Here is a 23,149-nt window from a genome sequence, read left to right as displayed (position 1 = left end):
AAAAGCATCACTCAACTCATTGAACCGCCGTATACGAGAACCGTACGTACGGTGGTGTGAGAGGACGGAGGGTCGAACCCTCCTCCTACTCGATTAACACCTTATGAACAATTTTATATAGAAGGGAGCAGTTATGATGGCAGTCATGATGGAATATTTAGATAAAAATACAGTCAGAATCATATTAAATCGTCCTGCACGTAAGAATGCGGTAAATTTTGAAATGATGCATAAATTGAACGGGTTCTTAGATGAATTAGACAAAGATGAAGATCTAACCGTATTATGGATTCAGGGAGAAGGGGAAGCCTTTTGCAGCGGAGGGGATCTTGAAGAATTTCACGGTCTGCGAACAGCTGAAGAAGCTAAAAAAATGCTTATACCGATGAGCGGCGTAATTAAGAAAATTATTTCCTTAGATGCAGTAACTGTCTCCTACTTAAACGGACCGGCAGTAGGCGGCGGGGCAGAAATAGCCAGTTCAACCGATTTCACTCTTGGAAACGCTTCCGCAAAAGCGGGCTTTATCCAAGGGAACCTGGCCATAACGACCGGCTGGGGCGGGGCTTCCTTGCTAAAAAGAAGAATTGGTTACCATGCCGCCTTAAAAATGCTCGCCACAGCGAAAGTTTATTCAGCACAGGAATTAAGAGACTTAGGATTTGTCCATCAAATAGTAAATGATGAAAAGGACGTCCGCCAATGGTGCACGGAGTGGGTTAAATCACCGGAAGTGGTTCGCGCTTATAAGAAAAATCTGCTGCCTGAAGTGGAGCGGAAGCAATTATTTGAATTAATTAACCAGGAAATTGAAAGGTGTGCCGTTCTGTGGGAAGGAGAAGCACACCACAAGGCAGTTGAGCAATTTAATAATAAACAGCGTTAAGGGCAGCTTTATAAGCTGCTCTTTTTTTATACGTCTATCTTTTCTACTAAAAGCATACATATAACATGAATTAAGGAGGTAATAGAAAGGAGGATTTAATGTCTTGATTAGACAGGATGCATGGAACCAGGATGAAGATCTCCTGCTGGCGGAAACGGTTTTAAAGCATATTCGTGAAGGCGGAACACAATTGGCTGCTTTTGAGGAGGTCGCAGATAAATTATCGCGTACTTCGGCTGCCTGCGGATTCAGGTGGAATTCCTCAGTCAGGAAAAAATACGATTCAGCCATCCAGTTGGCTAAAAAAGCAAGGAAGGAATCCAAAAGAAACTTAGTGAGAAACCAAAAAACATTTATTCCAAATGAGAGTAAACAAACGGCCGCTTTGACAAATGGCCTGTCTCAAAGAAATGAAAAATTAAAATGGTTTGATCAAATGATTGGCTTTCTTGAAAAGGAAAAAGAAAAAGTTGAGGGGAAAGACCATAGCGATGAATTATTTTTACAGGAGCTGAAAAAAGAAAACGACCTGTTAAAAAAAGAACTTACTAATTTAAAAGAAGCCTATACTGAAATAAAGGAAGAATATCAGTTAATGATTCATGCAGTGCAGCGTGCGACTAAAAAAGACAATGAGTCCAGGACTTTATAAAAGATTTTATGTTGATTTTATAAATCAGGGGAGGGGAAGGGAGAAATAATTAAGGGGCTGGAACAAAAGAATAAGAACCATAAAGAAATCCGAACAAAATTTCTGTTCGGATGTTCTTTATTCTTCCTGGGAAAGGGAGTGATTTCAGTCCGCCATGTGGCCGCTTGCCCAGGGGCTTGTCTTCAGCTAAATTCAACTCAGCCAGTTTTAAATGATTATTCTTCTAATTGCTCGGAGACGCCTTCAGGCAGCCATACATACGGATTTTCCCCACGGTCTCTGTCAGTCTGGTAAGTTAACGCTTCAAAGCCTTGTTTGATCCAAAAGTCATCAGAACGCTGTCTGGCATTAGTTTTAACCGGAACACCATGGCTTTTAGCGAAATTCACCAAAGCATTTCCAATTCCTTTTCCCTGATATCCCGGCAGCACTTCAAGTTTCCACAATTCAAGGTAATCCTGGGGAGGCTCGAAATACCGGTCGAATTTTTTGTCAATCTGATACAGACTCATTCGGCCTACGAGCTTATTTCCGAAATAAACACCATAGAAGGGTGATTCGCTGTCGTTTTCAACAATATTTTCTTCCAGGTCTTCTTTCATGGAGAGTTCCTGCTGCCCGTACTCTCTGAAATTCTCGAATTCTTCAAGTGTTTTAAAATTTACTTTTAACCTGACAACTTCATGTAAATCCATCATAATCCCCTCCGACGTTTTAAAATAGCTTCTTCTTTTTATCATCATTCAAAAGTTATTGAATGTTCTATAGATTATTATAATTGAAAAAAAAAGAAAATGAAAACGTATTCTTTTAAAAACCATGCCTGCTGTTTAACGTTTATGCTAAAATAATCTCAATGATAGACTCTGAAGGTGATAGGGATGAACATAACAATTATTGGCGGCGGAGCGATTGGACTTCTGACGGCCGTTTATTTAAATAAGCAGGGGCACTTTGTAAAGATTGTCACGAGAACAGACAGACAGGCCTGCCATATTGCTTCAGAAGGGCTGTCGTGCCAGAGTGCCGGCCTCCTTCTTAAATCTGAGCCTGCTGTTGAAGCGGCCAGTGAATTTAAAGGGGGCCAGGAAGACTTAATTATAGTGACATTAAAACAGACTCAAATTGATTTTTTTCTAGAGTGGGCTAAAGAAAAGGTCCCCAGCCCTATACCACTGTTATTTTTGCAAAATGGGATGGGCCATATTGAAAAAGCCAGCGGTTACCTTGAACATCCTTTGTTATCAGGCGTTGTCACACATGGGGCGTTGAAAAAGTCAGATACGGCAGTTCGGCATACCGGCGCAGGACAGATTATAGTTGGAGGAGAAGGATTTCTGAAAAAAAGCCTGAATCTGTTACTGACGGACGATAAATTTTTCCCTGTTATATGGAACAGTGAAATAGAACTTGTCATGAAAAGGAAATTGCTGGTGAACGCAGTAGTTAATCCTCTGACAGCTTTGTATCAGGTAAACAACGGACAAATCCTTTTAAATAAGAAGTTAAAAGATCTGGCTGGAAAGATTTTTAATGAAGCAGTGGAGGTGCTGGCTCTTGAAAAGGATGAGTGGAAGTTTGTTGAGAATGTGATCAGGCAAACAGCTGAAAATACTTCTTCCATGCTTGCGGACAGGCTCGCTAAAAAAGAAACCGAATTAGACGCCATTACAGGTTACTTATTAAATCTGGGCCGTGAAAAAGGTATAAGCTGTGAACATATCTTAAAAATCCATAAAGAATTAAAAAAAGTTGAACTGGAGGATAGCTATGATTGAATTCACAGCTTTTTTAGCTGCGACACTTGTTACCGTTCCGTTGATAGGTTTGTATATCATTTATTTTGTTTCTGTAAAAACTACCAGGAATAAACAGGTCTCCTTTAAAATAGCTGTAGACAGTACAGTTTTACTGTTCATTATTTCCGTGTATTTTTTATTTTTGGAAATATGGCGAATTCATACAGGATGGATGATTGTTCTTTTTTTTCTGTTTACAGCTCTAATATTTACTGTTTTACACTGGAAGAATTACGAGGACATTAAGTTGCAGCGCTTATTTAAAGGGGTGTGGCGTTTTCAGTTTGTAGTATTTTTCATACTTTATTTTATCCTCGTGATATATGGCATGATTTTCCGGATCCTTGCTTAAGGTCAATTAATTGGTACACCGTGCGTCTTCTGTTATAATTAAACAGAATTTTAACAGGTGTCTGAAAGGATTGGGAAAATCCGCCGTTTACACTTACAGAAAGGTTGAAAAATATGCAGTTTAGAATTGAGACCACTTACCAGGAAAATTCATTTATACATAGCTATTTAAACGGAGATAAACAGATTTTATCCTTTTATGACTACGGTCTCGGCTCAATAGACTGTGTCTCCCGCTATGAAGAATTAAAAAACAGAGCTTTTCCCCGTGAAGAGCTGGTTGAAGCGCTTATGAACTTTAACAGAAAATATCATCCCTCAGAACGGGCCTTCCATCAAATAGAACGCCTTAGGGATAAGAATAGTGTTACAGTGGTGGGCGGGCAGCAGGCAGGACTATTAACAGGGCCGCTGTATACCGTTAATAAAATTATTACTATATTAGTAGAATCGAAAAAATTAGAGGAAAAGCTTGATGCTCCTGTCGTTCCGTTGTTCTGGATTGCAGGTGAAGATCATGATATTGATGAGGTCAATCATACTTATTTTTATGAAAAAACAGATGTCAGAAAAGTGAGAATACCTGAAAGAAACGATATAAAACAACCGATGTCCGAAAGAAATGTTAATCTTGAAAAAGCCAAATACGAACTAAAAGAAGCTTTTCTCTGTTTGGAAGAAACCTCTTTTACAAGGGAACTTTATGACACTTTAATGAATGAGTTATCCGGAAAATTAACCTATACTGAATGGTGTGCAAGGGTGCTTCACCGTCTCTTTAAAGACACAGACCTTGTACTGATGGATGCGGCTGACCCTGCTATACGGGAAATTGAACGACCTTTCTTTACCTCTATGGTCCGAAATAATGCGGCCATTCAGCGTGCTTTTTTGAAACAGGCAGAGGAAATGAAAGTAAGCGCTTATGGCGAACCGATAGAAACTGATGAAAATAATGCGCACCTTTTCTATCATGAAGGGCGGCAGCGCTTTTTACTGGAACGGACAGAAGAAGGGTTTAAAGAGAAACATGGGGAACGTATATGGTCAGAGGATGACTTCCTTTATCAAGTGGAGGATGGGAAAATACAATTGAGCAACAATGTAGTAACCCGCCCTCTTATGCAGGAATTTCTTCTCCCGGTCCATTCTTTCATAGCTGGCCCTGGAGAATTAAAATACTGGGGTGTTCTGAAAAAAGTATTTCACTCATTTGACAGAAAAATGCCTGTTGTTTTTCCGCGTTATCACTTGACCTATTTATCACGTAGTACTGAGAAAAATCTAAAAAAATATAAGATGGATGTAAAAACGGTGACTATGGATGGCTTAACAGACTTCCAAAGTAATTTTCTAGCCAGGCAAAAAAAAGTGGATGAAAGAAAAGTCTTTGAAGAAACGGAACAAGAGTTAAAAGAATTGGCTGAGAAAATACGGGGCAGGCTAAGCCCGATCGGAAAGAACGCTTCTGCAATCAGTAACCAGTTTGAAAGTAAAATAAATAATGAATTAAAAGATTACGAGAGGAAAATCAATCAACTGATGTTATCTCAAAATAACACTCATCTGACACGTTTTAATCAGATAGAGGCTGAGGTACGGCCTCATAATAAATGGCAGGAGCGTCATTTAAATATTTTTCCTTTTCTTAACAGGTACGGACCTGACCTTGTGGACAGGACTGTTTCGGGCTTAATGGAGAAGAAAGAAAGTATATGTTCTGCCAGCCATATTTATGTCTATTTATAAAGCACTATGGTGAAAACCGTAGTGTTTTTTTTAATATTTTTTTTGAAAACTAAGTGGTTAAAAGTGGGGGGATGTGGTAAATTAGTGTTATAAAGTGGGGAGGAGGTGGACCCGGATGTTCATGGGAGAGTATCATCATAATATTGATGACAAAGGCCGGATGATCATTCCAGCGAAATTCCGTGACGGACTGGGATCCACTTTCGTAGTAACTAGAGGAATGGACAAATGCTTATTTGTTTACCCTGAAAAAGAATGGCAGCAATTAGAACAGAAATTAAAAACACTGCCTTTTACAAAAAAGGATGCACGTGCCTTTACAAGATTTTTCTTTTCAGGGGCTACAGAATGTGAATTAGATAAACAGGGAAGAGTGAATATTGCATCTACTTTGCGAAGCTATGCTGCCCTGGACAAAGAATGTGTGGTCATAGGGGTCTCAAACCGCGTAGAGATTTGGAGTAAAGCGATTTGGGAAGACTATTTTGCAGAGTCTGAAGAATCTTTTGCGGAAATAGCTGAAGGTATTGTAGATTTTGAACTTTAAAAAATTTAATCGGAAAGGAGGAGATGCTGGTTGTTTGAACACGATACCGTCTTAAAGGAAGAAACAGTAAAAGGGCTGAATATTAACCCGCATGGAATATATGTGGATTGTACATTGGGCGGTGGCGGACATAGTGAAAGAATTTTACACGAACTTTCTTCCGATGGAAGGCTGATTGCTTTTGATCAGGATATTAAGGCAATTGAACATGCTAAAGAACGTTTGAAACCTTACTCAGCCCAGATTGATTTTGTACATAACAATTTTCAATACTTAAAAGAAGAACTGGGGAACAGAAATATAGAGAATGTGGATGGGTTTGTGTTTGATTTGGGCGTTTCATCTCCGCAGTTTGATGAGCCAGAAAGAGGATTCAGCTACCGGTTTGACGCCCCTCTTGATATGAGAATGGATCAGACTAAACCACTCACAGCTTATGAAGTAGTTAATGAGTGGAGCTTTCAGTCACTCGCTCAGATTTTATCCCGCTACGGAGAAGAAAAGTTTGCCAAGCAAATAGCAAGGAAGATTGAGAAAAAACGGGAGACATCTCCAATTACATCTACTTTTGAACTTGTAGAAGTCATTAAAGAGGGGATCCCTGCACCTGCCAGAAGAAAGGGAGGACATCCGGCTAAACGTACATTCCAGGCAATCAGAATTGCTGTTAATGACGAGTTGAATGTCTTTAAGCAAGCTCTTGAAGACGCTGTTACCTTAACTAAACAAGGAGGCAGGATTGCTGTCATTACTTTCCACTCGCTGGAAGACCGGATCTGTAAGCAAGTATTTAAAAATAAAAGCAGCTACCCTGACCTGCCAAAAGGACTTCCTGTTATACCTGAAGAATTTGAACCTGAACTGAAACTAATTAACAGAAAGCCTATAACGGCAAATGAGGAAGAACTGGAAGTTAATAATCGTGCCCATTCAGCTAAACTGAGGATTGCAGAAAAAAATATTTAAGGAGGAATGTAAATGAGCCCATTAGTTCAGAAAAGAGCGCAAGAGACTTATGCCCCGCAGCATGACCGGCAGACTAAAAAAGTAAAAGAGCTTGTTTTTAAAGGCGGTATAACAAAAGGCGAAAAAGGGATTTACTTTATGGCTTTAATAGCTGTGGTGTTTGCAGCCTATCTTATCCTGTCAAACTACGCGGAAATGTATTCTCTCAACCATGAAATGCAGCAGACAGAAACTCAAATCACCCAGCAGCAAAGTATTAATGACGGCTTGTCTTTACAAGTCAAAGAGTTGTCAGATCCTGAAAGAATTCTTTATATCGCCCAGAACGATTTAGGTATGAAGTTAAATGACCAAAGCGTGAAAGTTATTCATGGTAATGAATAATTCTCCTTTGATTGTTTTGTGAGGAGGTAGATTCCGGTGGAAGAAGTAAAGATGAACCGGCTGACAAAACGGGCTCTCCTGTTTTTGTCTCTTTTGCTTCTTGCCGTATTCGTTCTTTTTTCCAGGTTCGTATACATACAGGCAGCAAAGGAAGTTCAGGGTACGGACTTGGAAGAGCTGTTGAATCAGAGATGGTCGCAAACTCAGACAATAGAAGGTAAAAGAGGTTCTATTCATGACAGAAATGGCGATGTATTGGCAGAGGAGATTTCCTCCTATACCATCATCGCTATTTTAGATGAACGGTTTGAAAGTTACGTAGAAGATCCCCGTGAAACAGCCCAAAAATTGGGACAGGTTCTGGATATGGATCCTCAGCAGCTGGAAGGTATGCTGACAAGAGATGCCGTGCAGGTAGAATTGGGGCCGAAAGCTAAAAATATCAGCTTTGAGAAAAAAAGAGAAGTAGAAAAGCTGGAGCTGGATGGAATTTTATTCAGGGAAGACCCGCGGAGATATTATCCGAAACAGACGTTTGCTTCTCATATACTCGGCTATACAGAAAGAGACATGTCTGTGGCCCGGATGGGTCTTGAAAGCAGCCTGGATGACTATTTAAAAGAGAAGAACGGACAGATCACTTATCAGAAGGACGGAAGAAACCGCCGGCTGGTTAACGCGGAAGAATTCATTGAGGAACCTGAAAATGGAAAAGATGTCTACCTGACTTTAGATTCACGGATCCAAATGGCTATTGAGCAGACGATGAATCAAGTTCAGGAAGAGTATGACCCCGAAAGAATGATGGCTATTGTAGCCAATGCTAAAACCGGAGAAATACTCGGCATGTCTAACCGTCCCAGTTTTAATCCAAACCAGTACGAAGATATTGAAAACTATACAAACTTTAATGTCACTTCAAGTTTTGAGCCGGGGTCCACCATGAAGGTGTTTTCACTTGCAGCCGCTATCGAGGAAGGGGTCTATAACGGTGAGGAAACCTTTGAATCGGGCTCTTACGAAGTAACTGACCGGACTGTAAGAGACCATAACCAGGGCAGGGGCTGGGGAGAAATCACTTATAATGAAGGGGTCCAACGATCTTCAAATGTTGCTTTTTCCAAATTAGCCCTTGAAAAATTAGGTCCGGAGTCGCTTTATAATTATATTGATGCTTTTGGATTCCGGGATGTCACTGGAATAGATTTACCAAATGAAAGTCCGGGGCTGATTGCAGAGCAATATACAATTGATGCAGCAACTACAGCCTTTGGACAAGGAACTGCAATCACACCAATCCAGCAGATTCAGGCGGCCACTGCGATAGCGAATGGCGGTAAAATGATGACTCCTTTTGTGATTGACCGAATTGTAGATTCCCAAAAGGGAGAAGTAGTGCACGAGAATGAACCTGAAATAAAAGGGGAACCTGTTTCTGAAGAAACGGCTAATCAAGTATTGGAAATACTAGAAACTGTTGTGACTGCAGAAGAGGGAACAGGAAGGCCGTTTGCAATCGAAGGGTTTGATGTAGCCGGTAAAACGGGAACAGCGCAGATTCCTCAGGAAGGCGGAGGATATTTAGCCGGCCATGGAAACCACATTCATTCTTTTCTCGGTATGGCGCCGGCAGACGACCCTGAAGTAGTGGTTTACGTGGCAGTGGACCGGCCGGACCTTGAAGGCCACCAAGTAGGGTCTGAACCAGTCTCTCTGATTTTTAAGCAAGTTATGGAACAAAGTTTACAATATTTAAATATTACTCCTACTGAAGAAGATGAAGTAGCTTCGGTGCACGAGAATATTGAGCTTGATGATTATGAGGGGGAAAATGCCCAATCAGTAAAAGAGGAATTAGCAGAACAGGGGCTTAAAGTTACTTTAATTGGAGATGGTGAATCTGTTATTCGCCAGTCACATGCTCAAGGAACGGAATTAATGTACGGGGAAAAAGTGATTTTAATGACCGATGATGAAAATCCTGAAGTGCCTGACGTATCAAACTGGTCATTAAGAAACATCTATTTGCTTGAAAAAGTAACCGGTGTGGATATGGAAGTCGAGGGCACAGGGTTTGTCACTAAACAGACGCCTCCCCCAGGAGGAAACCTTAAAGGACTTAACCGGATGATTATTGAACTGTCGTTAACCAGTGGAGAAGAGCAGAGGGAAGAAGAAATAGAAACTGATAACGATAGCCCGGATGAGACAGAAGAAAATGAAGAAGATGAAGAAGAATTTTTTATGGATTAGAGGAAGACGCTGGAATGGATAGGTTCTAACCTGTCCATTCTTTTCATATGTGTAAACCAAGCCGAATTGTCTTTATATCAGGGGAGGTTACTATGAAAAGGGTGTCTTTCGTCACAGTGAGAAAAAGGTTGATATTTACGTTAATCGCCGGGGTCATTCTTTTTACAATTATGATGGGGCGTTTATGGTATGTACAAGTGGTTATGGGAGATGAGATCTCGGAGAAAGCGGAAGATTTGTGGGGCAGAAATATTCCTTTTGAAGCTAAAAGGGGAGAAATTCTGGACCGGCATGGAGAAGTACTCGCCACAAATGTAACGGCTCCTTCTCTTCTTGTCGTTCCCAGACAAATTAAGGATCCGGCAGAAACTGCAGAAAAGCTGTCAGAAGTTCTATCACTTTCAAAAGAAAAAGCGTTCGAAAAGGTGACAAAAAACGAATCAATCGTTCGAATAAACCCTGAGGGTAGAAAAATTACGAACGATCTTGCAAATCAAGTGAGGCTTCTAAAGCTGGACGGCATCTATGTAGCTGAAGATTACCGGAGACACTATCCGAAAGGGGATTATTTATCCCATGTTTTGGGATTTGCAGGAATAGATAATCAGGGGCTGACCGGGCTTGAATTATTTTATGATGAGTTTTTAAGCGGGGAACCCGGCCACGTCTCGTTTTATTCGGACGCAAAAGGGAGAAGGATGCCAAACCTTGCGGACCGCTATTCACCCCCCGTCGATGGCCAGCATTTAAAGTTGAGCGTGGATGCATCCGTGCAAACGATAATAGAGCGGGAACTGGATGAAGCGGAGGCCGTGTATAATCCCGATGGGGCCATTGCGATTGCAATGAATCCTAATACAGGTGAAATATTAGGAATGTCTTCACGGCCGGGTTTTAACCCTGAACACTTTCAGGATGTTCCACCGGAAGTTTATAACCAGAATAAACCGATTTGGAGCCAATATGAACCTGGTTCGACTTTTAAAATAATTACATTAGCGGCAGCCCTCGAAGAAGGTAAGGTGGATCTGGAGAAAGATAACTTTCATGACCCCGGTTATATTGAAGTCTCCGGACATAAACTCCGCTGCTGGAAAAAAGGCGGCCATGGCTCACAAACGTTTCTTGAAGTCGTACAGAATTCCTGTAACCCAGGATTTGTAGTACTCGGAGAGAAGCTCGGTAAAGAGAAATTATTTAATTATATTCGTAGTTTTGGCTTTGGTGAAGAAACAGGCATAGACTTGCAAGGAGAAGGGAAAGGGATACTGTTCGAGGAGGATGCAGTAGGCCCTTTGGAACTGGCCACAACAGCCTTCGGGCAAGGGGTTTCAGTCACCCCTCTGCAGCAGGTGGCAGCTGTATCAGCTGCTATAAACGGGGGAAACTTATACCAGCCGTTCTTAGCTAAAGAATGGATAGACCCTTTAACAGGCCAGACACTTATAGCTCAAGAGCCAGTAGCCAAAAGGAAGGTAATATCTGAAGAGACTTCAGCTCAAATCCGTTCGGCCCTGGAGCATGTAGTGGCTAAAGGAACTGGAAAGGGTGCTTTCGTTGATGGTTACAGGGTTGGCGGGAAGACAGGTACGGCACAAAAAGCTAAAGATGGCAGATACCTTGAAAATAACCATATTGTTTCTTTTATTGGTTTCGCTCCTGCTGATGAACCTGAAATTGTTGTTTATGTAGCCGTTGACAATCCAAAAGATACACTCCAGTTCGGCGGAATTGTAGCTGCGCCGATTGTAGGAAATATTATTGAAGACTCACTAAGGGCTATGGGAGTTCCTAAAAGGGAGGACCAGATCGAAAAAGAGTTAATGTGGAACGATACGCCGCTTTTGGAAGTTCCCGACTTAATAGGGAGGACAGTGAGAGACATACACGAATCTTATTACGATTTTTCCCTTGAAGTCGAAGGGGAAGGTGATGAAGTTCTCCTCCAGTCTCCTGAGCCGGGAATCAGAATTCAGGCCGGCTCTACGATTCGCATTTACATGGGTGACAAAAGCCCGCCCGACCAGTAAAATATAACAGAGGTATGTGAGTTTAATTTAGAATCCGTTTAAGTGAAAGAGGGATTAGACATGTTTGAACTGAAAGAACTTGCCGGTTGTTTACCGGCGTATAAGTTTATAGGAAAAAGCAATCCAACCATAAATGATCTTGCCATGGATAACAGAGAAGTTAAAAAAGGCGACTTATTTTTTTGTATTGAAGGTTTCACTGTGGATGGCCATGATTTTGCTGCTAAAGCCGTTGAGGCGGGGGCGGCAGCAATAGTTGCGGAGAGGGAGCTGCCTGTAAATGTCCCGATGATTATAGTCAGGGATAGTAAACGGGCGATGGCAATTATGGCGGCACATTTCTATCGGCTGCCAAGTTCAGCAATGCATATGATCGGTGTGACAGGTACAAACGGAAAAACAACAACCACTCACCTTATCCACAGGATTTTGAGCGATTATGCAATGGAAACCAGTATTATCGGTACAATGTATATGAAATATAAAAATAAGGAAATTAAAGTTAAGAACACCACGCCTGATTCTTTAACACTCCAAAAAGCTTTTTCTGACATGGCCACTGAAGGAGTAGAAGCTGTAACGATGGAAGTCTCCTCCCATGCATTAGAGCTTGGAAGGGTCCACGGGGTGGATTTTAATGTGGGTGTTTTCACTAATTTAACTCAGGATCATTTGGATTACCACAAAACAATGGATAATTATGCCCGGGCGAAAGGGTTGTTGTTTTCTCAGCTCGGTAACGGTTACAAAGAGAACCATCAGAATATCGCCGTATTAAATATAGATGACCCATACTTTGATTTAATTGAAACAATGACAGCAGTCCCCATAATTACTTACGGGATGGACGAAAAAGCAGACTTCCGTGCAACGGAAGTCAATATCCACGAATCCGGTACAGATTTTCAGCTGTGTATGGGGAATAGAATATACCCGGTGCAATTAAAAATGACCGGGCGTTTCTCGGTATATAATGCCCTTGCAGCCGCCGCCGCTTCGTATGCCTCGGGTGTACCGATTCAGACAATTCAGGAAAGCCTGGCTGCAATACAGGGGGTGGCCGGCAGATTTGAAAAAGTAGACACAGACGCGTCTGTTCATGTTATTGTTGATTACGCCCATACGCCAGACAGCCTGGAAAACGTATTGGAAACAGTCAGAGAGTTTGCAAAGGGGAAAGTATCAGTAGTAGTAGGATGCGGGGGAGACAGGGACCGTACGAAACGCCCCAAAATGGCAGCTATCGCTGAAAAGCTTTCAGATTATGTCTATTTAACTTCAGATAATCCGCGCTCTGAAGATCCTGAAGAGATATTAAATGAAATGAAGAGTGGAATGGCCCATAATAATTACAGTATGATTTTAAGCAGGAAAGAAGCCATATTTGAGGCGGTAAAAAATGCTGAAGAGGATGAAGTAATTTTAATTGCTGGAAAAGGGCATGAAACTTATCAGATTATAGGGGACCAGACATTTGATTTTGATGATCGGCTCGTCGCTAAAGAAGCCTTAAAGGAGAGGTATTAGCATGTATGGTCATATTGATTATCAGCTTATAAAATCAGTTTGTGATGAAGTGAAAGGCCGCTTTCCTATCACTTTTACCGCTGCAGGTGTGTCGGCAGACTCCAACTCTATTCAGAGCGGGCAAATATACGTTCCTCTCCAGGGGGAGTTCTATGACGGACATCAGTTTATTGAAGCGGCTATGGAATGTGGTGCGGCTGCTTCCTTCTGGAAAAAAGGAATTGAGCTTCCAAGTACTGTACCAGATGATTTTCCTGTTTTATATACAGATGACCCGCTGGAAGCTGTCCGCAGTCTGGCCAACCGTTACTTGAAGGAAGTGGACGCGGTTTCGGTAGCTGTCACTGGAGATTATTCGAGGCTTGTAGCTAAGAAAGTGTTAAGTAAAGTCCTCTCAGGATCATATAAAGTCCATGAAGCAAAACATTCTGCAGATAATGAGATGAGTGTGTATGAAACGGTGCTGTCCATGCCTCTTGAAAGTGACGTCCTAATATGTGATGTCCCTGACAAGTCTGAAGAGACAGTCTGTCATATAAGTAACCTGCTTCAGCCTGCTTTTTCACTGGTCTGTTTTGCAGACAGCGTAAAAGAAATTAAAGATCCTGCCTATGCAGTGTGTATTGAAGAAGGTATGAAAGCAACAGGAACTATTATCGCAGAAGGAGACACTTCCTTTTCAAACCGTGAATGGAAAACTGATGTGTCAACATACGGATTTGGAGAACATAATATTTTTCAAATCAGCAGCAAAGAAACAGCAGGAGAAGAGTGTATTTTTCAGTTAGAAGGAGTCATGATTGATTTTAATGTCCCGGCTTTATTGAGCGGGCATATAAAACCTGTAGTTGCTGCAGTTGCTGCTGCTATTCACCTGGGGATTGGAGCGGAGCAAATCCATCGGTCATTATCAAGTCTGACTATGGAAGATATGTCTTTGGATGCTGTAGAAACATCATTCAGGTCAGTTATCCTATTTGATCATACACATGTGGAAGAAAGTGATTTAGAATTTTCTTTAGGTATGTTAAAGCACATGCATACGTTCAGCAGAAGAGTTTTAATTGTAGATGAGGGTTTCCAGGCGGCCCCCCAGGATAAAACCTTACATGAAGTATTTGCTTCCCAGGTCGCACTGCCTGTCACTGATGTGATTACAATTGGAGAAAAAGCGTTTTGGGTAAAAGAAGCATTAAAGAGAAAAGGCAACGCTCAGATAAACAGCAAACACTTTGCTACTCATGGAAAAGCTGTTAATACGTTTAAAGAACTGATAGAAAGTTCGAGCCTCGCCTTATACAGGGGCGCAAACAGAGAATTATTGGAGCAGATTATAGAAGAATTGAATAGTCGGTAGAAAGGAGTTCCTTTCATGTTGGAACAAGGATTATTATTTACATTACTTTTAGCTTTTTTATTAACGGTATTTCTTTCACCGTTTCTCATTCCATTTTTAAGAAAATTAAAGTTTGGGCAAAGTATCAGGGATGAAGGCCCGAAATCCCACCAGAAGAAAACCGGGACCCCTACGATGGGCGGCCTAATGATTATTTTATCGATTGTCTTTTCTTCTCTGGTAATGGCAGGGCAATTTCACACTATTGGAGTGGAGATCTGGCTCCTGCTGTTAGTCACAGTCGGATTTGGACTGCTGGGCTTTCTCGATGACTATATAAAAGTAGTGAAGAAAAGAAACCTAGGTTTAACTTCAAAACAGAAATTTTTAGGCCAGGTTGCTATTTCAGCAGTTGTGTATGTCGTTTTGCTTCAGTCGGGCATTTCTACCGAAGTACATATTCCTGGAACAGGTTTAGCGTTGGATGTGGGCTGGCTGTACCTTCCGCTGATTATTGTTATGCTGGTCGGAGCCAGTAACGCGGTTAACCTGACTGACGGACTGGATGGGTTAGTTGCAGGGACAGCTGCCGTAGCTTTTGGAGCTTTCGCTATACTCGCTTATTTTACGGGGATGCTTACAGTATCATTGTTTTCTCTTGCGGTAGTGGGTGCTGTTCTTGGTTTCCTCGTGTTTAACGCTCATCCGGCGAAAGTATTTATGGGAGATACCGGATCATTGGCACTAGGCGGTGCTCTGGCGATGATTGCTATCCTGACTAAAATGGAATTATTACTGGTAGTAATAGGCGGCGTGTTTGTTATCGAAACATTATCTGTAATTATCCAGGTTATCTCATTCAAAACGACTGGGAAAAGAGTATTTAAGATGAGTCCTCTTCACCATCATTATGAGCTTTCAGGCTGGAGTGAGTGGCGGGTTGTAGTAACCTTCTGGCTGGTAGGAATTTTATTTGCCTTTACAGGCGTTTATTTAGAGGTGTGGATGTCATGAAACTAGTTAATAAATTTAAAGATAAAAAAGTACTTGTACTCGGGTTGGCAAAAAGCGGGACTGAAGCCGCAAAACTGCTGAATCACCTGGGGGCTCAGGTGACAGTGAATGACCGGAAACCTTATGAGGAAAATGAGCAGGCAAAAGAGCTTGAAAAAGAAGGTATCGAAGTAGTTTGCGGCTCCCATCCTGAGGAACTTGTCTCAGAAGAGCTTAATTATTTAGTTAAGAACCCGGGAGTCCGTTATGACCATCCTTTAGTTGCAAAAGCTAAAGGGCTGAATATCCCTATCTACACTGAAGTGGAACTGGCTTATTTAATTTCAGAGGCAGAGATGATTGGCATCACCGGCTCCAACGGTAAAACAACAACGACGACTTACGTTGGCGAAATGCTTAAAGGTGGCCGGCGGAATCCATTAATAGCAGGAAATATCGGCAAAGTTGCATGCAAAGTGGCTAGAGAGGCCACCCCCAAGGACGAGATGGTTGTGGAATTATCCAGTTTTCAGCTTATGGGCACAGAAACATTTGCGCCTAAAATTGCCGTACTGTTAAATTTTGTAGAAGCCCATCTGGATTACCATGGGTCTATGGATGACTATATTGAAGCTAAATCTCATATTTTCCGGAACCAGACGAGCGGCGATTACCTCATTTACAATGCGGATGACCCACTTGTATCGAAGGTTGTTAAAGAGGCGAAAGCACAGTTAATCCCTTTTTCTGTAGAAAAAAATCTGGAAAACGGCGCTTGTCTTTCAGAAGGATGGCTGACTGTTTTTAATGAAAAACTTATTCAGGCTAAAGACATGTCTCTTCCCGGGGATCATAACGTGGCAAACGCCCTTGCCGCAGCTGCTGCAGCAATTTTGGGCGGAGCAGACATAGAGCAAATCAGGCATGTCTTAAAGACGTTTGAAGGCGTGGAACACCGCCTTCAATTTATCGGTGACGTAGAGGGGCGAAAGGTTTATAATAATTCCAAAGCAACGAATGTACCGGCAACAATTACAGCCTTAAAGGCATTTAATCAGCCTGTTGTTTTAATTGCCGGAGGTCTGGACAGGGGACTGTCTTTTGACGCGCTTAAACCATTGCTTTCTGAAAAAGTCAGTGCGCTGATCACTTACGGCGAAACAAAAGATAAACTTGCCGAAACCGGCAGGCAGTCCGGAGTGCCCTTTGTCGATTCAGCCGATACTTTAAATGAAGCAACCTCTAAAGCATACAGCTGTTCAAATAAAGGGGACGTGATTCTGTTATCTCCGGCCTGTGCCTCGTGGGACCAGTTTAAAACTTTTGAGGAACGCGGAAAAGCATTTACAGAACAAGTTGAATTAATTAAGCAGCAAAAATAAGTCATGATTGGCCAAGCCATACATATGAATAGGTAATAGAGGCCCTCCAGGGTTAGAAGAATCGAGGTGTTTTTCTATTGCCTAAAGTCCGAACGACTCCTGATTTAATATTGGTAGTTGTAACTGTAATTCTAGTAATTATAGGTAGTATGATGGTTTACAGTGCCAGCGCAGTCTGGGCAGAATACCGTTTCCAGGATCCCTATTTCTTTTTAAAAAGACAGCTGATTTTTGTAGGTGTGGGGCTGGCAGCTATGTTTGTAACCGTTCAAGTGGATTATTGGCGGTTAAAACAAATGGCGCATATTATTTTATGGATATGTTTTGCCCTACTTGTTATCGTTCTGATTCCCGGCGTGGGTTTAGTAAGGGGCGGAGCACAAAGCTGGCTGGGGGTAGGAGCTTTCTCAATCCAGCCTTCAGAATTTATGAAACTTGCGATGATATTATTTTTAGCAAAGTATGTTTCAGAAAATCAGAAGTATATAACATCCTGGAAAAAAGGCCTGGTGCCGGCTTTGTCTCTTGTTTTTATTGCTTTTGGCCTTATTATGCTCCAGCCGGACTTGGGCACAGGGGCAGTTATGGTTTTCACGTGTGTTTTAATAATTTTTGTCGCCGGGGCCAGAATTTCCCACTTTATGTTTTTGGGAGGGATAGGGGCGATCGGTTTTGTTGGATTAATAGTGTCGGCCCCTTACCGTCTTCAGCGGATCACCTCATTTCTGGATCCCTGGCAAGACCCTCTGGGCAGTGGATTTCAGATTATACAATCATTATTCGCTATCGCTCCAGGAGGAATTTTAGGGTTGGGTTTCGGTCACAGCCGGCAAAAATATTTTTACTTGCCTGAACCGCAAACAGATTTTATTTTTGCCATTTTGGCTGAAGAACTCGGCTTTTTAGGCGGGTCGTTCGTTCTTCTCTGTTTTGCCGTTTTATTGTGGAGAGGGTTAAGGATCGCCTTGCATGCTCCGGATTTATTCGGTACCTTATTTGCTACCGGTATTATTGGTATGATAGCAATACAAGTAATGATTAATATTGGAGTAGTGATTGGGCTCATGCCTGTGACGGGGATTACACTTCCTTTGTTGAGTTACGGAGGATCATCCCTTACTTTAATGCTCACGACGATTGGCGTGCTCTTGAATATCAGCCGGCATATTCGGTAACTTGATAAGAGAGGCGAGGCACCAGTCATAGACACTGAAACAAAAGAATAGTGACTTTAAAGACATCCGAAACAATTTTTACGAATGTTGTTTCGGGTGTTCTTTTGTGTTAGAAGCAGTGACTTTAGTCATTAGGAAGGGCACTTTCCGAGGGGCTTGTTTTCAGCTAGGGGGTGTCCCCGCCTTCGTTTACCGGATGAGGCAGGTTCCGAAGTTTAACAGAGCATAAAATTTAAGGCGAAAAAAGTGATGGAAAGACCAACGATTTATAAAATAAATTATATTTTGTTTAAAAGTTTAAAAACATCCATAATTGACTTAAAATCCCTTTAATATTCGGTTAAAATAGGAATGATACAGTAAAAGATTCTGTTATTAATTAATGGAAATCGTTTAGGAGGAAAATATGAAAGTTTTAATATCCGGTGGCGGTACTGGCGGACACATTTACCCAGCTGTCGCTTTTATCAATCATTTAAAAAACCAAAATAATTCAGTTGAATGTTTATATATTGGTACAGAAAACGGCCTTGAAGCAAATATTGTACCTAAGGAAGGAATTCCATTTAAAACGGTCAAAATATCAGGGTTTAAACGAAAAGTATCCTTAGATAATGTAAAAACCATTTTACGTTTTATAAACGCGGTGAGAAAATCGAGAAAGTACATTAAAGAATTCAAGCCGGATGTGGTTATAGGGACCGGGGGATACGTCTGTGGGCCAGTTGTTTTTGCAGCCGCTAAGCAGAAAATTCCTACAATAATACATGAACAAAACAGTGTACCAGGGCTGACTAATAAATTTCTATCCCGATATGTAACAAAGATCGCCTTGTCGTTTCCTGATTCAGCTGACTTTTTTCCAAAAGAAAAAGTAGTGTTGACCGGCAATCCGAGAGCGAGCGAAGTTGTAAAACAAAGGACAGTGACAGGGAAGTCAAAGATTAAAGAACTTGGTCTTGACCCATCCCTTAAAACTGTCCTTATTGTAGGAGGCAGCCGTGGAGCAAAACCTATTAATGATGCTGTAATGGAAACTTTACAGCAATGGAAGTCAAAAGATTATCAGTGTCTTTATGTAACAGGGCAGGCTCATTATGAAACAGTTAAAGAAAAAATTGATAAAGAAACAGGCGTAAGCGGTATTGTTACAGTACCTTATATTGAAAATATGCCGGCTATCCTTAATGAAGTTGATTTGCTGGTAGCTCGGGCTGGAGCTACTACACTTGCTGAAATTACTGCTTTAGGTTTACCTTCGGTGCTTATTCCAAGTCCGTATGTGACGAATAATCACCAGGAAAAAAATGCCCGCTCTTTGGAAAAAGAAAATGCAGCAAAAGTGATTTTAGAAAGTGAAATGGCCCCTGACCGCCTGTTTAAAGAAATTGATGATATTTTATCTGACAGGGATAAATGGACCAGCATGAAAGAAGGGGCGCTTAAGCTTGGCAGACCTGATGCTTCCGCAGATATTGAGCGTATAATAAAATCTTTAACAAACGGCGGTAAATTAAATGGATAGGGTATTACGCGAATTAAAAGAGGAACTTGATAAAAATTCTACTGGTAAAGCTGCACTGGATGAACCATTGAAGAATCATACAACTTGGAAAATAGGCGGCCCGGCAGCTCTGATGATTGAACCGGATTCAGTAGAAAGCCTCAAATATGCTATGGCTTTTATTAAGGAAAAAAAGCTTCCCTGGTTTATTCTCGGGAGAGGTTCTAACATTCTCGTGTCTGACAAGGGAATAAATGGAGTTGTCATTAAGCTTGGAGACAAACTGGCTTCATTCAAACAGGAAGGAGATTTAATTTCTGTCGGGGCAGGCTTTTCCCTTATTAAACTGGCTACGATTATGAGTAAAAAAGGCTATTCAGGCTTAGAATTTGCCGGCGGAATACCGGGCTCTGTTGGCGGCGCTGTTTTTATGAATGCAGGAGCTCATAAATCAGACATTTCAGCCATTTTAACTAAAGCATATGTGCTGATGCGGAATGGAGAGTGCACATGGCTGAGTAATGAAGAATTAAAGTTTGCCTACCGAAGCTCAGTTTTACAGAAAAACGGCGGAATTTGCATATCAGCTGAATTTCAATTAAATAAAGGAAATACGGCTGAGATTCGCGAAAGATTACAAACAAATAAAAATTATCGGAAAGAGACCCAGCCTTGGAAAGACCCTTGCTGTGGAAGTGTGTTCCGTAATCCATTACCCGAACATGCAGGCCGGCTAATTGAAGAGTTAGGGTTAAAAGGTTACAAGGTAGGAGGGGCACAAATCTCTGAAAGACATGCCAATTTTATAGTAAATACGGGTGATGCTTCAGCAGAAGATATACTAACCTTGATTGACTATATTAAAGAGCAGGTTCGTATTCATTACGGTATTGACCTGGAAACAGAAGTTGAGTATATCGGTGACTAAACTATTTCAATTATATGAAAGTTTATATAATTTGTTTTCTCGTTCAATCCCTTGCTTTACAATGGAGGAAGGCAGATGAAAGAAAAAAAGGTAGTAAAAATTGAAGAGCGAATACCTAAACTGAAAGAACGGCGAAAGCAGAAGTCAAACAGGAGACTGATTGTTTACGTTTCTGTATTTTTCACCCTTATGCTATTGATCGTGTATTTTCAAAGTTCTTTCAGCCAAGTCCAAACAGTTAACGTCAGAGGGAACAATCTTGCTTCAGCAGATTGGGTGGTCGATGAGTCTGAACTCCTCCAGGGCGCCAGTATGTGGAATTTAGGGGGGAGTGAACTGGTTGAAAGGCTGACTGACCATGATGCCATTAACTCTGTGGAGATTTCAAGGGAGTGGATGAATACAGTCGTTATTACTGTGACCGAACATGAGCGGATTGCTTATATAAAGGACGGGAATTCTTATGCACCTGTGCTTGTGACCGGGGAAATTTACGACAATGGAGGCCAAAGAGCCACTCCCTTCGATGCGCCTGTCCTAAGGGGATTTGAAGATAATCAGATTAGAGAAGCAATGGTAAATGAATTGTCACAAACACCAAGCGGTCTGCGACAGAGGATATCTGATGTTATTCTTGAACCTCTTGATAATGATCCAGGCAGGTTAACAATTCTAATGAATGACGGTTTTGTAGTCAGTTCCACAGTTAACCAGTTTTCTGAAAGAATCGCGCCCTATCCGTCAGTTGTTGAACAGCTGGACCCTGAGGAAGAAGGCATCGTTCATATGCGTATGAACCCTTATTTCGAACGTTTCAATACAGAGGATGAGGAGGAAGAAATTGAAATTGAAGGGTAAATACGTTATATTCTCAGTGGTGTTATTAGTCACAGGCTTTTTAATCTCTTTAAGCTATCAAATGGCCGGACAATCAGAAAGAGAAGGTTACACGATGACTGATTCGCAATGGCAGGAAGAAGCAGACTTGCGAAATGACGTGTTAAGGGAACAGCAGGTGAACAGGGAACTGGCCGGTGAGCTAAAAGAGATTCAAACAGAAATAAAAACAGTCGAAGAAGAAATTTCTCATCGGGAAAGAACCTATTTTAATCTTGTGGAAGATTTGGATCATCTTAGAATGGTCACTGGTAATGTGGGAGTGAAAGGGGAAGGGCTCCATGTGACATTGACAGATGCAGAGTATATTCCAGGAGAAGATAGTCCAAATAATTACATTGTTCATGAACATCATCTTCAGCAGGTGATTGACGAACTTCTCGTAGCTGGTGCAGAAGCAGTAGCAATTAATGGACGGAGGATCAGCCACCAGAGTTATATCCAGTGTACAGGGCCGGTTATTGAAATAGACGGGGAGACTTCCTTCGCTCCATTTGAAATTACTGCGATTGGAGACCGGGAAACACTGGACGAATCGCTGAATTTGGCTGGAGGAGTAAAAGATCAATTAGTCAGCGAGAATATTCAAGTACGGATTGAAAGAAAAAATGAAGTCGTTATTAACCCTTATTTTGAAGGCGGGGAAGACACATGAAGAAGATTCCTGTTATTTTTGCATGTGTCACACTGATTATAGGATATATGGCAGCAGTGCAATTTCAGTCCCACGCGGAACCTGAAACCCGTGATACGAGAAATATGGCAGAACTTCGCCAGGCTTTAATGGCCGAGAAAGAAAGACAGCAGGAATTAAATGAAGAAATTAGCCGGCAGCAGGAAATTTTAAACCAGCTTGAAGAGACAGAGGATGTTGAAGATGTCATGGCCGATGTAATTGAAAATTTACAAGAACAAGCCGGGTTAACAGAAGTGACTGGGGAAGGGTTAGTTATTCAGATAGACTTGGAATTTGACCACAATTATACCGGTGGGGCGATCAGCTCCATTCCTCCATATTTGCTGAGACTTCTGATTAATGATTTAAATATCCAGGGAGCGGAGCACATTGCAGTAGGAAACGAAAGAATAGTATCCACTACTGCAATTCGTGAAGCGAATGGACGGACTTTAGTAAATGGGAACTGGTTAAGTTATTTTCCGGTGGAGATTAAAGTGATTACCAATGATCCTGAATCCCTCCACCATGCCATTATGTCTTCTCAATCCCGCGAAATGTTTTTATATGAAAACATGAATTTTTCCTCAAATCCTGTCAACAGTTTGACACTTCCCGCGTTTGATAAAAATTACCGCACGCGGTTTATGGAACCTGTACAGGAGGGATCCTGATATGTGGCTGCCGTTCTTAGGCCTTTTAATAGGCCTTATATTAGGCTTTCTGACAGATATTAGAGTCTCAGAACACTACGCGCCGTACTTATCTATTGCTGTTCTTGCAGCACTGGATACTTTAGCGGGAGGCAGCCGGGCATATCTGGAAAATCAGTTTGATGAAAAGGTGTTTATAACAGGTTTTTTTACAAATATCTTTTTAGCGGCGGGTTTAGCTTTTCTCGGTGTTCATCTTGGTGTAGACTTGTATTTAGCAGCCATTTTTGCATTTGGTGTCAGGCTGTTTAAAAATATAGCTGTGATCAGGCGGCTGCTGCTTAGCAAGTGGAAATAGTAATCACGTTATACAATTAGGAATACAACAATTTCTATATTTACGGAGAAAAAAAAAGGGAATGGGAGACAAGTGTTGAATAACTTTCTTATCTAGTGAAGGA

The 23,149-nt window shown here is 41.5% G+C and carries 22 protein-coding genes; 21 read left to right on the top strand and 1 reads right to left on the bottom strand.

The genetic code is table 11. The features are described from left to right. Positions 1–133 precede the first annotated feature (133 nt). Both BMW59_RS03825 and BMW59_RS03820 read left to right on the top strand, forming a co-directional pair. Complete coding sequence (locus BMW59_RS03825) at positions 134–886, top strand: enoyl-CoA hydratase/isomerase family protein (RefSeq protein WP_093047698.1); 753 nt, start codon at positions 134–136, stop codon at positions 884–886. A gap of 103 nt (positions 887–989) precedes the next feature. Next, complete coding sequence (locus BMW59_RS03820; protein WP_093047697.1) at positions 990–1,538, top strand: RsfA family transcriptional regulator; 549 nt, start codon at positions 990–992, stop codon at positions 1,536–1,538. 215 nt (positions 1,539–1,753) lie between these two features. Here the strand turns inward: BMW59_RS03820 and BMW59_RS03815 are convergent, their stop codons facing one another. Further along, positions 1,754–2,233, bottom strand: coding sequence for an N-acetyltransferase (locus BMW59_RS03815; RefSeq protein WP_093047696.1), 480 nt, complete (start codon positions 2,231–2,233; stop codon positions 1,754–1,756). Between the two features lie 186 nt (positions 2,234–2,419). Here BMW59_RS03815 and BMW59_RS03810 point away from each other — a divergent pair, with 186 nt between their 5' ends. From BMW59_RS03810 to BMW59_RS03720, 19 genes are all read left to right on the top strand, one after another. Continuing rightward, positions 2,420–3,316 carry a 2-dehydropantoate 2-reductase gene (locus BMW59_RS03810; protein WP_093047695.1) on the top strand — a complete coding sequence of 299 codons (897 nt, stop codon included), beginning with the start codon at positions 2,420–2,422 and terminating at the stop codon, positions 3,314–3,316. Then, on the top strand, positions 3,309–3,689 hold the full coding sequence (locus tag BMW59_RS03805) for a DUF3397 domain-containing protein (protein ID WP_093047694.1): 381 nt from the start codon (positions 3,309–3,311) through the stop codon (positions 3,687–3,689). The genes BMW59_RS03810 and BMW59_RS03805 overlap by 8 nt, the downstream gene beginning before the upstream one ends. 113 nt (positions 3,690–3,802) lie before the next feature. Then, a complete protein-coding gene (gene bshC, locus BMW59_RS03800) occupies positions 3,803–5,437 on the top strand; it encodes a bacillithiol biosynthesis cysteine-adding enzyme BshC (RefSeq protein ID WP_093047693.1) in 1,635 nt (544 codons plus the stop codon). Positions 5,438–5,552: 115 nt separating this feature from the next. Next, positions 5,553–5,984 carry a division/cell wall cluster transcriptional repressor MraZ gene (mraZ, locus tag BMW59_RS03795; protein WP_093047692.1) on the top strand — a complete coding sequence of 144 codons (432 nt, stop codon included), beginning with the start codon at positions 5,553–5,555 and terminating at the stop codon, positions 5,982–5,984. A gap of 30 nt (positions 5,985–6,014) precedes the next feature. Further along, positions 6,015–6,950, top strand: a complete 936-nt coding sequence (gene rsmH, locus BMW59_RS03790) for a 16S rRNA (cytosine(1402)-N(4))-methyltransferase RsmH (protein WP_093047691.1) — start codon at positions 6,015–6,017, stop codon at positions 6,948–6,950. A 12-nt stretch (positions 6,951–6,962) separates the two neighbouring features. After that, positions 6,963–7,334, top strand: coding sequence for a cell division protein FtsL (ftsL, locus tag BMW59_RS03785; protein ID WP_093047690.1), 372 nt, complete (start codon positions 6,963–6,965; stop codon positions 7,332–7,334). Between the two features lie 36 nt (positions 7,335–7,370). Then, entirely contained in the window at positions 7,371–9,587 is a 2,217-nt protein-coding gene (locus BMW59_RS03780) for a penicillin-binding protein (protein WP_245732935.1), read from the top strand. A gap of 92 nt (positions 9,588–9,679) precedes the next feature. Next, positions 9,680–11,617 (top strand): stage V sporulation protein D, encoded by a 1,938-nt coding sequence (locus tag BMW59_RS03775; RefSeq protein ID WP_093047689.1) that lies wholly within the window; start codon positions 9,680–9,682, stop codon positions 11,615–11,617. A gap of 60 nt (positions 11,618–11,677) precedes the next feature. Continuing rightward, on the top strand, positions 11,678–13,144 hold the full coding sequence (locus tag BMW59_RS03770) for a UDP-N-acetylmuramoyl-L-alanyl-D-glutamate--2,6-diaminopimelate ligase (RefSeq protein WP_093047688.1): 1,467 nt from the start codon (positions 11,678–11,680) through the stop codon (positions 13,142–13,144). Between the two features lies 1 nt (position 13,145). Then, on the top strand, positions 13,146–14,501 hold the full coding sequence (locus tag BMW59_RS03765; RefSeq protein WP_093047687.1) for a UDP-N-acetylmuramoyl-tripeptide--D-alanyl-D-alanine ligase: 1,356 nt from the start codon (positions 13,146–13,148) through the stop codon (positions 14,499–14,501). 15 nt (positions 14,502–14,516) lie between these two features. After that, positions 14,517–15,494, top strand: a complete 978-nt coding sequence (gene mraY, locus BMW59_RS03760) for a phospho-N-acetylmuramoyl-pentapeptide-transferase (RefSeq protein ID WP_093047686.1) — start codon at positions 14,517–14,519, stop codon at positions 15,492–15,494. Continuing rightward, the gene (gene murD, locus BMW59_RS03755; RefSeq protein WP_093047685.1) at positions 15,491–16,855 is read left to right on the top strand and encodes a UDP-N-acetylmuramoyl-L-alanine--D-glutamate ligase; all 1,365 of its coding nucleotides are present in this window, start codon (positions 15,491–15,493) and stop codon (positions 16,853–16,855) included. Before mraY ends, murD begins: the two co-directional genes overlap by 4 nt. 77 nt (positions 16,856–16,932) lie before the next feature. Beyond that, positions 16,933–18,030, top strand: a complete 1,098-nt coding sequence (spoVE, locus tag BMW59_RS03750; protein WP_093047684.1) for a stage V sporulation protein E — start codon at positions 16,933–16,935, stop codon at positions 18,028–18,030. Between the two features lie 406 nt (positions 18,031–18,436). Next, complete coding sequence (murG, locus tag BMW59_RS03745; RefSeq protein WP_093047683.1) at positions 18,437–19,555, top strand: undecaprenyldiphospho-muramoylpentapeptide beta-N-acetylglucosaminyltransferase; 1,119 nt, start codon at positions 18,437–18,439, stop codon at positions 19,553–19,555. Further along, entirely contained in the window at positions 19,548–20,462 is a 915-nt protein-coding gene (gene murB / locus BMW59_RS03740) for a UDP-N-acetylmuramate dehydrogenase (protein WP_093047682.1), read from the top strand. Before murG ends, murB begins: the two co-directional genes overlap by 8 nt. 75 nt (positions 20,463–20,537) lie before the next feature. Further along, positions 20,538–21,320 (top strand): cell division protein FtsQ/DivIB, encoded by a 783-nt coding sequence (locus tag BMW59_RS03735; RefSeq protein ID WP_093047681.1) that lies wholly within the window; start codon positions 20,538–20,540, stop codon positions 21,318–21,320. Then, entirely contained in the window at positions 21,304–22,014 is a 711-nt protein-coding gene (locus tag BMW59_RS03730) for a DUF881 domain-containing protein (RefSeq protein WP_093047680.1), read from the top strand. Before BMW59_RS03735 ends, BMW59_RS03730 begins: the two co-directional genes overlap by 17 nt. Then, positions 22,011–22,709 (top strand): DUF881 domain-containing protein, encoded by a 699-nt coding sequence (locus tag BMW59_RS03725; RefSeq protein WP_093047679.1) that lies wholly within the window; start codon positions 22,011–22,013, stop codon positions 22,707–22,709. The genes BMW59_RS03730 and BMW59_RS03725 overlap by 4 nt, the downstream gene beginning before the upstream one ends. 1 nt (position 22,710) lies before the next feature. Continuing rightward, positions 22,711–23,046, top strand: coding sequence for a small basic family protein (locus BMW59_RS03720; RefSeq protein ID WP_093047678.1), 336 nt, complete (start codon positions 22,711–22,713; stop codon positions 23,044–23,046). Positions 23,047–23,149: the final 103 nt, after the last annotated feature.

The sequence above is a fragment of the Salipaludibacillus aurantiacus genome, assembly GCF_900111295.1.
GTDB classification, from domain to species: Bacteria; Bacillota; Bacilli; order Bacillales; family Salisediminibacteriaceae; genus Salipaludibacillus; species Salipaludibacillus aurantiacus.
The sequence above is the reverse complement of the archived record's forward strand: the minus strand, read 5'-3'. Positions and strand labels throughout refer to the sequence as shown.